Source organism: Candidatus Blochmannia sp. SNP, assembly GCF_036549215.1.
Lineage (GTDB): Bacteria > Pseudomonadota > Gammaproteobacteria > Enterobacterales > Enterobacteriaceae > Blochmanniella.
In genome coordinates this window covers 413,605-427,971 of sequence record NZ_CP144371.1, presented here as the reverse complement: position 1 = coordinate 427,971, position 14,367 = coordinate 413,605, and the positions used below count along the sequence as shown (strand labels likewise).

10 protein-coding genes, 4 tRNA genes and 1 pseudogene are annotated in these 14,367 nt (G+C 26.5%); 9 read left to right on the top strand and 6 right to left on the bottom strand.

The annotated features are described in order from the left end of the window. Positions 1–154 precede the first annotated feature (154 nt). A complete protein-coding gene (gene lpxL, locus VOI34_RS01765; protein ID WP_331828166.1) occupies positions 155–1,078 on the top strand; it encodes an LpxL/LpxP family Kdo(2)-lipid IV(A) lauroyl/palmitoleoyl acyltransferase in 924 nt (307 codons plus the stop codon). Positions 1,079–1,468: 390 nt separating this feature from the next. Beyond that, positions 1,469–2,411: pseudogene (locus VOI34_RS03315) on the top strand (L,D-transpeptidase family protein). A 156-nt stretch (positions 2,412–2,567) separates the two neighbouring features. Here the strand turns inward: VOI34_RS03315 and VOI34_RS01750 are convergent. From VOI34_RS01750 to pgsA, 3 genes are all read right to left on the bottom strand, one after another. Continuing rightward, a tRNA-Leu gene (locus VOI34_RS01750) sits at positions 2,568–2,649 on the bottom strand. 14 nt (positions 2,650–2,663) lie between these two features. Then, positions 2,664–2,734: transfer RNA gene (locus tag VOI34_RS01745), tRNA-Cys, on the bottom strand. 171 nt (positions 2,735–2,905) lie between these two features. After that, complete coding sequence (gene pgsA / locus VOI34_RS01740; RefSeq protein ID WP_331828723.1) at positions 2,906–3,460, bottom strand: CDP-diacylglycerol--glycerol-3-phosphate 3-phosphatidyltransferase; 555 nt, start codon at positions 3,458–3,460, stop codon at positions 2,906–2,908. Positions 3,461–3,766: 306 nt separating this feature from the next. Here pgsA and VOI34_RS01735 point away from each other — a divergent pair. Next, positions 3,767–3,840 (top strand) — tRNA-Lys (locus VOI34_RS01735). Between the two features lie 300 nt (positions 3,841–4,140). Here the strand turns inward: VOI34_RS01735 and VOI34_RS01730 are convergent. Continuing rightward, positions 4,141–4,224, bottom strand: a tRNA-Ser gene (locus VOI34_RS01730). A 370-nt stretch (positions 4,225–4,594) separates the two neighbouring features. Here VOI34_RS01730 and VOI34_RS01725 point away from each other — a divergent pair. From VOI34_RS01725 to VOI34_RS01705, 5 genes are all read left to right on the top strand, one after another. Beyond that, positions 4,595–4,924 carry a TusE/DsrC/DsvC family sulfur relay protein gene (locus VOI34_RS01725; RefSeq protein ID WP_331828163.1) on the top strand — a complete coding sequence of 110 codons (330 nt, stop codon included), beginning with the start codon at positions 4,595–4,597 and terminating at the stop codon, positions 4,922–4,924. 208 nt (positions 4,925–5,132) lie between these two features. Then, positions 5,133–5,450: a heat shock protein HspQ gene (hspQ, locus tag VOI34_RS01720; protein ID WP_331828162.1), complete on the top strand. Its 318-nt coding sequence runs from the start codon at positions 5,133–5,135 to the stop codon at positions 5,448–5,450. Between the two features lie 725 nt (positions 5,451–6,175). Then, positions 6,176–6,694 carry a bifunctional 3-hydroxydecanoyl-ACP dehydratase/trans-2-decenoyl-ACP isomerase gene (fabA, locus tag VOI34_RS01715; protein WP_331828161.1) on the top strand — a complete coding sequence of 173 codons (519 nt, stop codon included), beginning with the start codon at positions 6,176–6,178 and terminating at the stop codon, positions 6,692–6,694. 200 nt (positions 6,695–6,894) lie between these two features. Further along, the gene (asnS, locus tag VOI34_RS01710; protein ID WP_331828160.1) at positions 6,895–8,301 is read left to right on the top strand and encodes an asparagine--tRNA ligase; all 1,407 of its coding nucleotides are present in this window, start codon (positions 6,895–6,897) and stop codon (positions 8,299–8,301) included. Between the two features lie 218 nt (positions 8,302–8,519). Continuing rightward, entirely contained in the window at positions 8,520–9,734 is a 1,215-nt protein-coding gene (locus VOI34_RS01705; RefSeq protein ID WP_331828159.1) for an amino acid aminotransferase, read from the top strand. Between the two features lie 124 nt (positions 9,735–9,858). On the opposite strand, the gene VOI34_RS01700 is transcribed toward VOI34_RS01705, so the two are convergent. After that, entirely contained in the window at positions 9,859–10,506 is a 648-nt protein-coding gene (locus VOI34_RS01700) for an MBL fold metallo-hydrolase (RefSeq protein WP_331828158.1), read from the bottom strand. Between the two features lie 229 nt (positions 10,507–10,735). Next, complete coding sequence (locus VOI34_RS01695; RefSeq protein ID WP_331828157.1) at positions 10,736–11,521, bottom strand: enoyl-ACP reductase FabI; 786 nt, start codon at positions 11,519–11,521, stop codon at positions 10,736–10,738. Between the two features lie 1,685 nt (positions 11,522–13,206). Here VOI34_RS01695 and ribA point away from each other — a divergent pair. Next, entirely contained in the window at positions 13,207–13,806 is a 600-nt protein-coding gene (gene ribA / locus VOI34_RS01690) for a GTP cyclohydrolase II (protein ID WP_331828156.1), read from the top strand. The last annotated feature ends 561 nt before the right edge of the window (positions 13,807–14,367 follow it).

Genomic DNA, 14,367 nt, shown 5'->3' with positions numbered 1-14,367 from the left:
CACAAATATTGCTTTTTTACATAAATACATTTATAAAGCTAATTTTTATATCTAAAAATTATATAGATTTCTATTAGATAATGTAGTAAACACAATTTATTTATAAATATAACACTTATACATTTATATATTCATTTGATAAAATTAATTGCACATGAAGAAGCTTCCAGTTTTTAATTATTCTTTTTTGCACCCACGATTTTGGTTAATTTGGTTAGGAATAGGAACATTATATATTTTAGTACTGCTTCCCTACCCTATAATACACTATCTTGGCACTAGAATTGGTCGTATTACAAAATATTTTATGCTAAATCGCATGCGTATAATTCGCCGAAATTTAGAACTCTGTTTTCCTAATTTACCAAATCAAGAGCAAAAAGATTTATTCAACAAAAATTGTGAATCAATAGGCATGGGAATATTCGAAACTGGAATGGCTTGGTTTTGGTCAGAACATAGAATTAAACGTTGGTTTAAAATTAATGGACTAAAAAATATAATACAAGCACAACAAAAAAATAAAGGTATATTACTAATTGGAATGCATTTTTTTACTTTAGAATTAGGGGCTCGAATTTTGGGTATAATAAATCCAGGCATTGGTGTTTATCGTCCCAACAATAATCCGTTATTAGATTGGCTACAAACTAAGGGGAGATTAAGATCTAATAAAATGATGTTAGATCGCGCTAATATTAAAGGCATGATTAAAGCCTTAAAAAATGGTGAAATTGTTTGGTATGCACCGGACCATGATTATGGATATAAAAATAGTGTATTTGTTCCCTTATTCGCAGTATCAAATGCTGCAAGTACAATCGGGACCTATATACTCACAAAAATAGCTAAACCTGCAATTGTTCCTTTTGTAGCACGTAGATTACCTAATGTTATCGGATATGAATTATTAATTTTACCAAACAAACAAGACGAAATACCTATAGAAACAAATATTGACATGATCAAATATATTAATAAAGTCGTCGAACAAGTAATTCTATTAGCTCCTGATCAATATATGTGGCTACATCGTAGATTTAAAACCCGTCCACCTGGAGAACCTTCTTTATATTAATTCACAAAATAAAAAACTATATAAAAATAAAAATTATTTTAAATATCAACGGATAATTGCAGAAATTATATATATATATTATTAAAATAAAAGCAACAAAAATAGATATCAAAAATAACGCTCATATTCACTAAAAATCAATAGCATAATATAATCTTCAAAAATGCTTTTATTCAATTAAAAATAATTTTAAGAATTAATAAATAAAATTATTGCTTATATTATTAGCATTGACTATAATTTTATTACATGATGAAAATACATTATTTTAATGTGCATTAATGTTAAACTTTTTTTGAAGACTATTAAAAAATAAATTTACGATAATAAATATTATCGCATACTAAATACAATTAGAAATATAGATTTCCACAAGTAACACAAATATTTATGAATATAAAAGTATATTTTTATAATGTAATATTTATCTTTATAGGATTGAGTTATTATCTTGCTTATGCCACTGTTTATACATTACCTGAAAATAATAATAGACTAATTGGAGAGAATATAGAAATTTTTACGCCTAAAAATAACATACACCCTCTCGAATTTTTTTCCGAACAATTTCAAGTAGGAATTAGCAACATGTTGGAAGCTAATCCAGATGTTGACGTATATCTGCCAAATTCAGAAAAGAAATTAATAATCCCACATCAATTAATTTTACCAAATACGCCCCATGTAGGTATCGTTATTAATAGCGCTGAAATGCGATTATATTATTATCCTGAAAATAGCAATACTGTCGTTATATTACCAATTGCTATTGGAACAATCAAAAACGCAACACCATATTACTGGATAACTTCAATAAAATATAAAAAAAAACCCAGTTTGGATCCCTACCAAGAATATGCGTGATGAATACATCAAGCGTGGAGAAGTGCTACCTACAATATTTCCAGCAGGATCTAATAACCCAATGGGGCTGTATGCTTTATACTTAGGTAAAAACTATGCAATTCATGGAACTAATAGTAACTTTGGAATTGGACTCAGAGTAACTCGCGGTTGTATTAGATTACGTCCTAAAGATATTGAATTTCTTTTTAAAATAGTACCTGTAGGTACTAGAGTACAATTCATTAATGAACCTATAAAAACCACTGTTGAAGCAAACGGTATGCAATATCTTGAAATACACAATCCTTTATCTCATGATAATAAAGAAGAAAATCATTTAAATACATTAGTGATAGCACGCTTAAATAAAAAAATACAATCTATATTAGTTAATGATTCGAATGTAGATTATGAAGTAGTTAATGAAGCATTAAAAAATCGTTCCGGTATACCAATAAATATTACACGCAAACTTATCAAAAGCTAAAAAATAAACAAAAATCACAATAATTACCCATGTTATAAATTTATATATAACATCTCGTATCAAGATACATTAACAACAACTAATGATTAGTTTATGTAATAAAACTATTTTCAATATTCAAATAATTTTTATTACACACTCACTGTTTTAAAACACTACCCGGGACGAGACTCGAACTCGTACAGCTAAAGCCGAGGGATTTTAAGTCCCTTGTGTCTACCAATTCCACCACCCGGGCTATTCAAAAATAAAAAGCGCGCCTCGGGATTGAACCGAGCTACACGGATTTGCAATCCGCTGCATAACCACTCTGCCAACGCGCTACATAAAATACACACAAAACAAATATATGATATATAATCATATTATAAGTCGATTTAACACATTAATTAATACATTTATATACTGATAAACTTTATGATAATTTGATGTATCACATACTGATAAACCAAATATTTAGTTATTTTATATCTCAAAATCATAACATTATATAATCAACAACTACATAAGTTATGCCACGCATAATATAAATAAGCACACATAGACCAAAACGTTAATAAAACCGAAATATATAACGCGATAACTCCTGTAATCACTATCCATTCATAAGGACTCCACAGTAATGCGGTTAAGGCTGACATTTGTATACATGTTTTAATTTTACTAATCCAAGACACTTCAATTCCATTACTACTACTACCAATTCCCGCTACCCATTCACGCAATGCTAATATAATAACTTCACGAATAATTATACTAGAAGCTGGTAATGTAACCCACCACACATGAAAATGCTCAGCTATTAAAACAAGTGCTGCAATTATCATCACTTTATCTGCTACTGGATCTAAAAATTTACCAAAACTAGTAGTTTGTTTCCAACGACGAGCTAGAAATCCATCAAACCAATCTGTCATAGCTGCAACAAAAAATGTAACAGTGCATACCATCGGTGCCCAACTCATGGGTAAATAAAATAGCATTGTAAACAATGGTGCCACAACAACTCGAAATAAAGTAAGATATGTTGGTATATTAATAAAATCCATAATGCTTATCATAACTAATTTTAATGTAATTACAATATTATTAACCTTTAAAACTGGCTACTATCAAATACGTACAATAATATATTATATTTCAAACAATATATAATATATTATTACAGCAGTTATTACCATACACATAGTTTCTATTATATTATGTAAAAACACAAATAAATCAAATCATCTAAAAATGCCTAAAAATCACTATTTTACATAATAATCATTATTATAATTTTAAAAATGATCAATACTCAAAACTAGAATTTTAATTCTAGTATGCTACTATATAGCATATAGTATAAAGTAATCGGGTCGTTAGCTCAATATGGCAGAGCAGTTGACTCTTAATCAATTGGTTGTAGGTTCAAATCCTACACGGCCCAATAAGATATTTAACATTTCTTTATGCTGTGATGTGTACGTGATTAGATTGTATAACCTTTAGTCGTAGTATATATATATATATAAAATATACCGCTATCGCGGTAATTAATATCATAACGTGTATCTTCTGATAGACTCCCTTAAGTTCACTATAAAATTTGCTCTAATTCTTACTATAAAATGATTGATGTAGCATACATAGCTAATATCATTGGTATTAGAATCAAATATAAAAATATGATCTTTACATCAATCATTTTATAAAATATTTGTTGAACATAATGATTAATAAAATCTTTCGGAGGAGTAGAGATTCGAACTCTAGAATGTTTTTCACTACCGATTTTCAAGACCGGCGCCTTAAGCCACTCGGCCACTCCTCCAAAAAAATTAAAATAACAAAATTAGTTCTATCAAACCCTTAATAGTACAACATCTATACTTTTATATAGCATATAATGTATATGATCAAAATCATTAGTCTTATATTCAATTAATACTGAATATTAAAAAATAATACCTATAAATAATAGAACCACATTTAGTTGCATGATTTAAAAGTAATATTAAGTATATATTAAACTTAATATATAAGATATATTTAATGATAAAATTACATAAAGTTTACCTATATTAAAATATACATGTTAATAAAGAATATTTATTCTATTCATATTTAAATTTAAATATTAACTTATTTTCTGAGAATTATTACTTAACAATAATAACAATTAAATAATTTAGGAGAAATTTGTGAAATACAGCCAAATAAATGCTAGCATTAATGAGCAAGGCTATTTGATACATGTCGAAGACTGGAATGAAGACATTGCTATTTACTTAGCTAAACTAGAAGGCATTACACTGAATACAATACATTGGGAAATTATATATTTCGTACGAAAATTCTACATGGAATTCAACGCGTTACCAAAAATCAGAATATTAATTAATGCTATAGCACTTAAATATGGTAAAGAAAAAGGAAATAGCCAATTTCTTATTCGATTATTTCCAAAAGGGTCTGCAGCTCAAAAAATTGCAAAAATTTCAGGTCTTCCTAAACCCATTAAATGCTTATAGTATAACAAATACTATGTCGAATTTAGGATAAATTGTTTTATTTAAAAATTTTAATATTTAAAATAAAACCTATTACACTTATTTAAGACTAAATAACAAAAATAATTCTTTATTTATATTTAATCTACTTAATAATAATTTACCCTTGATTTTATTATATCGCCCCATATCTATTATCTCTGATAAACAATATTTTACAGGAGATTATATGATAACTAGTAAATTTGGAATCGGACAACAAGTTCGACATAAGTTGTTGGGATATTTGGGAGTAGTCATAGATATAGATCCAGAATATTCTCTTGAAAAACCAACTTTAGATGAAATTACAAAAAACGACACTTTACGTAAATCTCCATGGTATCATGTTGTGATGGAAGATGAAAACGGAAAACCTATGCACACTTATTTAGCAGAAGTTCAATTAGGATATGAAAATACCCATATACACCCAGAGCAAAGCACTTTAGATGAACTTTCTGCATCCATTCGTTTGCAACTTCAAACGCCCCGACTAAGAAATTGAATGCTCATACATTATATAACCTACATATAATAATGAATATTATTAAGATACATACATAATCATTCTACACCATATTAATTATTCCACGATATGTTCCGCATACTACTACAAATGGTTTACCATAATAAACTCTAATTTTGTAATATCTATCCCATCTGTTACTCAGTATTAAATTCAATAAATAGCACAATGATTAACTATAATTAAAATATATAATCTAACTAATCATTCCTATAGTTTTATAAATTATAAACTCCTTATTTTATATATATTAATTACCGCCTTAAATATTAAACCACTAACTATTATATTAAATTTTAGTAAATAATGATCACGTTAAATAATAAATGAATTCTATTATCATCACTGATAATGATATATTTTATTATATTCTATATTTAATAGATATATTTTCTACGCATAATATATATTAAACTTAATTATACCTTTTTAAATAAATGATTGTATATTTAATAAACAATAATATTTCTAGACTAAAATAAATATAATAGAATTAATTTATAAACATTTATGTAAAACTCCAAATTTCATTAAACCATAATAATTTAAAATTTTTGTTTTAGTAAAAAATTTTTCATTATCTAATAAAACAACTATATATTATAAAATAACTGTTTTCACCGTAGGGTGTATCCACATTTTAACAATTGTTACATTTTATTATCTTTAATATAAGAAGATATATACATAGAATGAGATATACTATGATTAATAAGCGTGAATCATATACAAAGGAAGATCTATTAGCTTCTAGCAGAGGTGAGCTATTTGGCAAAAATGGACCTACACTGCCAGCTCCTAATATGCTTATGATGGATCGAGTAATAAAAATGACTAAAAATGGAGGAAATTATAATAAAGGATTTATAGAAGCAGAATTAGATATTCAATCAGATATGTGGTTTTTTAATTGTCATTTCATAAAAGACCCAGTTATGCCGGGATGTTTAGGGTTAGATGCTATGTGGCAGTTAGTAGGGTTCTACCTTGGGTGGCTTGGAGGAGAGGGAAAAGGCCGTGCTTTAGGGGTAAAAGAAGTTAAGTTTACTGGTCAAATTTTGCCTACATCTAAAAAAGTTACTTATCTTATTCATTTCCGTAGAATTATTAACAGAAAACTAACTATGGGTATGGCTGATGGTGAAGTATTATGTGATGGAAAAATAATTTATACCGCAACTGACTTAAAAGTTGGATTATTCAAAAAAAATACAATATTCTGATGTATGTAAAAGTATATCAGAATATTGAATTAAATTTTAACAATTATTTATACTGAAGACACAAATATATCTTAAAAATTATATAAATCATATCTCGTAATATCTTTAATCAATTAAAACATATAACGATATGTGTTTTAATTTTAAATTATAAATAACACAGCAATATTATTAGTTTAAAAAATTTGGAGGATTATAGTATGAATGTAGTATCAGTAGCAGATATATTGTACGGTTATATATCAAAAAATACTGAAGTTACTATACAGGGTTGGATTCGAACCCGGCGTGATTCTAAAGCTAAAATTTCCTTTCTTGATATCTACGATGGTTCTTGCATAGACCCACTACAAATAATTGCATACAATAATTTATATAATTATAAAAACGAAATATTACATTTGACTAGTGGTTGCTCAGTTACAATTGATGGGATCGTATCCGAATCCATTGGGACGAAGCAACGTGTTGAAGTAATTGCAAAAAATATTAAAATACTAGGATGGATAGAAAACCCTGGCACTTACCCAATAACAGCTAAAAACCACACTATGAAGTATCTACGTGAAGTTTCTCATCTAAGACCACGTACCAATATAATTGGAGCCGTTGCACGCATCAGACACACATTATCACAGGCTATCCATAACTTTATGCACAAGCAAGGATTTATATGGGTTCCTACCCCTATAATTACCGCATACGATACCGAAGGAAATGGAAAAATGTTCTGTGTTTCTACTTCAAAGAGTCAGAAAGTTTTATATAATTCAAAAGAAAAAACGAATACTTATGACGCCCATAATTTCTTTGGTAAAGAAGCTTTTTTAACAGTATCAGGTCAATTAAATGCTGAAGCCTATGCTTGTGCATTATCAAAAGTATACACTTTTGGTCCAACTTTTAGAGCAGAATATTCCAATACCAATCGTCATTTATCAGAATTTTGGATGATAGAACCAGAAGCAGCATTTATGACTTTAGATGATATTATTGTTTTAGCAGAATCTTTACTTAAAGATATCATCGTAATACTCCTTAAAGAACGTTCCGATGATATAAAATATTTTATCGATAAAATAGATAAGAATATTATTACCCGATTAGAAAATTTCACTAATATTAAATTTAACTGTATAGAGTATACTGAGGCAATAAAATTATTAAAAATATCTAATAAACAATTTAATATTCCAGTACATTGGGGAATAGATTTATTCTCTGAACATGAAAAATATTTATCAGAAGAATATTTTAAATCTCCCGTAATAGTAAAAAATTATCCAAAAAATATCAAAGCTTTCTACATGCGTTTAAATGATGATAACCAAACTGTAGCATCTATGGATATTTTAGTACCTGGAATTGGAGAAATAATTGGAGGTTCACAGAGAGAAGAAAGGTTATCATCATTAGATCAAAGATTACAAGAGAACAATTTAACACAAGAAAATTATTGGTGGTATCGTGATTTAAGACGATACGGAACAGTACCTCACTCAGGATTCGGACTAGGTTTTGAAAGATTAATGATATATGTTACAGGAATAAAAAATATCAGAGATGTTATCCCTTTTCCTAGAGCGCCAAAAAATATTAATTTTTAATAATACTTATATTTATATAAATTTACATAAATAAAATAGATGTTATTAAAATATTAGAAAGATAAATAATCTATAATAAATAATAGATATCTAAAACTATAGAATTCATTATATTTCGCATTTTAATTAAAAAATGTAATATTAATAGTTGGAAAAAAATAATAGTTTTGATATAAATAGGGAATCCTGCATAATTACAACGAATGTGGACGTACGTTATGTTTAAATCTATTACAATGGCACCTGCCGATCCAATTCTTGGTTTATCAGAAATTTACGATGCTGACAAACGAAAACACAAAATAAATCTAGGTATAGGCGTATACATTGATAAAATTAAAAATACTCCTGTTTTAGCTAGCGTTAAACAAGCTGAAGAATGGTTATTAAAACATGAAACCACTAAAAATTATCTCAGCATAGAAGGCATGCATTCCTTTAATACAGCTACTCAGTGTTTATTATTTGGAGTAAATGATGATGATAATAATAGCTCTGTTATTTCAAAAGAACGCATAAGAACCGTTCAAGCACCTGGAGGGACTGGTGCATTACGTATAGCAGCTGAATTTATAGTAAAAAATACTAAATCCAAACGCATATGGATAAGCTCTCCCAGTTGGGTAAATCATAAAAATATTTTTCTCGCCGCAGGATTGGAAATATGTACCTATCCTTATTATAATAATATAACTCATTCACTAAATTTTGATGAATTATATTCAAGTTTAAAAAATGTTAAACCTAATGATGTGGTATTATTTCATTGTTGCTGCCATAATCCTACAGGTATCGATCCTAACATTGAACAATGGAATATTCTATCAGAATTATCGGAAAAAAACGGATGGCTGCCTTTATTTGATCTAGCTTATCAGGGATTTTCCCGTGGATTGAAAGAAGATATCGCAGGATTATATGTTTTCTGTAAAAAAAATGCAGAATTGATAGTATGCAATTCTTATTCAAAAAATTTCGGATTATATAATGAAAGAATAGGAGCATGTACTATAATAACTAACAATAACGATGATTCAAATCGAGTGTTAAGTCAATTGCGTGTCATCATTCGCGGTAATTACTCTAACCCACCAGCTCATGGTGCATCTATTGTTTCTTTAATATTAAACAATAAAAACTTGCGCGATATATGGGAAGAAGAACTAAAAAATATGCGAGAACATATTAATTATATGCGAAAATTATTTTTTAATACTTTAAAAAATAATAATGAAAATATAGACTTCAGTTTTATTAAAAACCAATGTGGAATGTTTTCTTTTATAGGATTAAATGAAAATCAAGTAATGAAATTACGAAATAAATTCGGAGTATACCTAGTAGGTGCTGGTAGAATTAATTTAGCTGGATTATCAAATGATAATATTGTTTATGTATGTAGATCTATTATTAAAACTCTGAATGAAATGTAACTATATCTAAATAAAAAACCTATAATTTAATAGACAAAATATTTGTAAATACTAAGATCTATTTTATGCGCATACTATATATTGTGGCTATTGCTATATTATACTGTAACGAAATAAATCTTATCTATCGTATAATACCTACAAAAGTATTATTTAAACGCTCGTGCCCAATCGTAGATTGGGCACCATGACCCGGTAAAAAGGTAATGTCATCTCCCAATAAAAATAATTTGTTCTTGATAGAATTAATTAAAGTTTTAATGTCCCCCCCTGGCAAATCTGTGCGACCAATATTTTCTTTAAATAATACATCCCCCATAATTATAAATTTCTGTATTTTGTTCCAGTATACTACATGACCTGGAGAATGCCCAGGGCAATGCAACACATTAAAAATTTCATACCCTACTTGTACCATATCACCATCTTTTAACCAAAAATCTGGAACAACTGTAACAGTATTATTAGGAACATCCACACCCAACATATTACATTGAAGAACTAAACTATCCAACAATATCTGATCAGCTTTGTTTGGTCCTATTATTGGAACACTATAATATTCCTTTAATTCAACCGCGCTACCTACATGATCAATATGGCCGTGAGTTAATAAAATTTTAACTATCTTTACATCTAAATTATTCACCTCTGATCGTATTTTATTAGTGTCTCCTCCAGGATCTACCAAAGCCGCTTCATGTGTTATTTCACACCAAATTATCGAACAATTTTGATTAAAAGAAGTAACTGGTATAATATGATATTGCATATTTTTATATATCCTATTATTATTTACGGATCTCTAGCATTAAAAATTGTTAAATATTTTTAATGCTATTTATTAAAAATTTAAAATTTATACTATATTCTAATGCAAAACGCCATAACCTAAAACTCTTTACAAATAATAACTTCATATACATTCTTCTTATAAAAAAAATTATATATATATATATATGAAGATTTCATTCAAGACAATCCACCATTATTTATATAAGTCATTTTTCATCACCTATAGCGGAAACAATATTAAACCCACCATCAACATAAATTATTTCCCCAGTAATTCCAGATGATAAATTAGAACACAAAAATGCCGCAACATTTCCAATTTCTTCTATAGAAATATTACGACGCATAGGTGATTGCCTCTGAAAGGATGATAACATCTTTTTAAAATTCTTAATACCAGAAGAAGCTAAAGTACGCACAGGCCCACAAGAAATAGCATTAACACGAATTCCTTCTGGTCCCATAGCATTAGCCATATAACGAGTATTAGCTTCTAACGAAGCTTTAACTAATCCCATTACATTATAATTAGGTATAGCACGCATAGATCCCAAATAAGTCAACGTAACTAAAGATGCTTTATCATTTAACATATTTCTACATGCTTTAGCTATTCCCACAAAACTATAAGAACCGATACTATGAGATAACGCAAAACCTTCACGAGTAACAGTATCAATATAATCACCTTGCAACTGTTCAGTAGGAGCAAATGCTATCGCATGAACAAACCCATCAAAAGTTAACCATTTTTTTTTCAATTCAATAAATAATTGATCTATATAAAAATCCTCAGATACATCACATGGTAATATAATATCAGAACCAAAATTTTTAGACAAATCTTGTACTCTTAATTTTAATTTATTGGTATGATAAGTAAAAGCTAATTCGGCTCCTTCTCTATATAAAGCCTGAGCAATACCATAGGCTATTGAGCGATGACTAGCCATTCCAGTAATTAAAATCCGTTTATTACTAAGTAACGCCATACTTGCATCTCCAAACTATAACAGTTTATTGTAATAACAATTAAAATATGTTCAATACAAAAATCATTTAAAATTAATCTAACAACCATTGTTTTACTTTATACAATTATTTTTACTCTTAATTATATAAATTAAGCATTGAAATATTTATAAAAAATTAAAAAACGCTACTATTATAGCGATATAAAACTAAATATGTATAAATATTTGTATAATTGAATACACAACATTAAAAAATATTAAAATATTTCCATCATAAAAAATTAAATAGACCATATAACTTAATCATAAACAACTCTAATTTTCAAAAAATGTAGTATGATTAAATATATTAAAATTTATTCGTTATTATTGTAATTATGTTTGAATCATTTACTTTTATCTAAATACATTAATTTATAAAATATCTTCTAAAAATCCTATATTTAAATAAATGATTAAATCACACTATAACTGATAATTAAAGTTTAAAATACTCCATGTACACTAATCAATTTATTCACCAAAATTTAACTAACTACATTAGATTTATTTTCTAACCAACTGCCTATACTAACTGACACATGAAATATATTATTGATATACGTAATTATACTACGTCTCTACATATATCAATTCATAATATATTTTATAACTATCGTAGTGTTACACAACTAGCCACAGTTGTTAAATAATTTATAACAACTTTGCTATCATTATTAAAAATTATTTTTTTTTGAAATCATTATATATATAATATATATACAACATCTTTATTCTATTTGTTTATATAAATCTCATAATAAATTATCTAATAATAAAATATTATCGAATATTGTTATCATTTTATTCGTATAATTAAATGTATATTTAATATCTGTACAGTTATATTTAATTTATTTTATAAAAATATAAAAATTAATAATTTTATTTATTTATCTTTTACAATTTTTATACGTTTATATCTTATAATAATAATAATAAGATATAAAACACAAAAATAAAATATTAAAAATTATGATCGTATCATATAATTGAAATGTAAATATTATCTGTTTTCACTGATTACTACACTAATTTATATATCAAAACAAAATTAAAATACATATGATATACTGTAGGTATTAATAATATTTACTCTTATTAAAAATATAATTAAATATCAAAGTATTTATTTTAATCTACAGTTAAAAGCTGCAACTAAAACTAAAAATAAATACCAATTATTACGTATTACTTATATATATATTAAAAAAATTTATCCTAAATTAACAGTCTATAATAAATATTCATAAGTTCTATTCAGAATATTCCATTATTATAATTTTATAATTTATAAAAAGATATTAATATTTATAATTGTATAATATAATTTTTATTGTTTAATTAATACTATCTTTTACATATAGTTTTAACAAAAATCACTGACAATAAAATATTCATATCAATTTATAGATATTTTATATAAATAAAACAATATGATGTTTATCATAATAAACTTTAGTAATTACACGTATCCATAATACCATTATCATATACACTGAATGATTCATTTTTAACTAAAAATATATTGTACTACAAATAACCATAATACAGATATCATATAATATGACATATTTTTTCACTTTGATACGACTGCTAAGAAACCATCTATTCTTTAATAAAAAACAAATATTATTGATTACATCTTTAAAGAGGTAACAAATATGCGACTTAAGCGTGTAACAGAAGCAAAATTACCAACAATTTGGGGCAATTTTTTAGTAGTAGGATTTGAAGAAAAATTCACCGGACATAATCATGTCGCATTAATATACGGAGATATCACTGGATCAGATCCAGTATTAACACGAATACATTCTGAATGCTTAACAGGTGACGCCTTATTTAGTTCACGCTGTGACTGTGGATTTCAATTAAAAACAGCATTACATTGTATTACAGAAGAAAAACGTGGTATTTTAATCTATCATCGGCAAGAAGGACGCAACATAGGATTGTTAAATAAAATTCGTGCGTATGCATTACAAGATAGCGGAGCTGACACAGTAGAAGCAAACCAATGTCTAGGATTTGCTCCTGATGAGCGAGACTTCACTATTTGTGCAGATATTTTAAAATTATTATGCGTAAAAAAAATACGTATTTTAACAAATAATCCAAAAAAAGTAGAAATTTTAAATACATCATGTATTAACATCACAGAACGAATTCCGTTAATAGTAGGAAGAAACCCAGAAAATTCTAGATATTTAGATACTAAAGCATCTAAATTAGGACACTTATTAATAACTAATCAGAAATAAGAAAACTCAATACAATTAAATATTAATTATTATATAGTGTTATCAAAATAAGCTAAACTAGCCCCATCATAGTATATTATTTATATCAATTCATACATGAATTGATATAAATAATATACTATAACCATAGAAAATATAATTGTGTATTTACATTGCTCATATTGACACACTACATTTCAAAAAACTGTTAAATTATACTTAATAATTCCAAAAATTTACCTATTTTAATAGACATGAATAATCTATTATTATAAACTATTTATGTTTTTAATATTTAATTTAATTCCTTATATAAAAATTATTTCCTTTCATCTACATAAAATTAATCAAAAAATCTTGGTTCTATAATTTTTAAAATTTATCAAATAAAATATTAATTATTCAAATTTAATCAATATACGATTAAATACTTATTGCCTTTTATTCATAAAATAAATAAATTATATTCTCCCCATATCAATCTACATTGATTACACTTTTTATATGTAAAAATTTAATGAAAAATTAATCTTTAAAAAAATTTTTTTAATTATAAATTCTATTTATAATACTAAACTATCA

Bases quoted from the DNA above. Each gene is read 5' to 3' on its own strand.
- lpxL (WP_331828166.1), top strand. From the start codon at position 155: ATGAAGAAGCTTCCAGTTTTTAATTATTCTTTTTTGCACCCACGATTT.
- pgsA (WP_331828723.1), bottom strand. From the start codon at position 3,460: ATGGATTTTATTAATATACCAACATATCTTACTTTATTTCGAGTTGTT.
- hspQ (WP_331828162.1), top strand. From the start codon at position 5,133: ATGATAACTAGTAAATTTGGAATCGGACAACAAGTTCGACATAAGTTG.
- fabA (WP_331828161.1), top strand. From the start codon at position 6,176: ATGATTAATAAGCGTGAATCATATACAAAGGAAGATCTATTAGCTTCT.
- asnS (WP_331828160.1), top strand. From the start codon at position 6,895: ATGAATGTAGTATCAGTAGCAGATATATTGTACGGTTATATATCAAAA.
- VOI34_RS01705 (WP_331828159.1), top strand. From the start codon at position 8,520: ATGTTTAAATCTATTACAATGGCACCTGCCGATCCAATTCTTGGTTTA.
- VOI34_RS01700 (WP_331828158.1), bottom strand. From the start codon at position 10,506: ATGCAATATCATATTATACCAGTTACTTCTTTTAATCAAAATTGTTCG.
- VOI34_RS01695 (WP_331828157.1), bottom strand. From the start codon at position 11,521: ATGGCGTTACTTAGTAATAAACGGATTTTAATTACTGGAATGGCTAGT.
- ribA (WP_331828156.1), top strand. From the start codon at position 13,207: ATGCGACTTAAGCGTGTAACAGAAGCAAAATTACCAACAATTTGGGGC.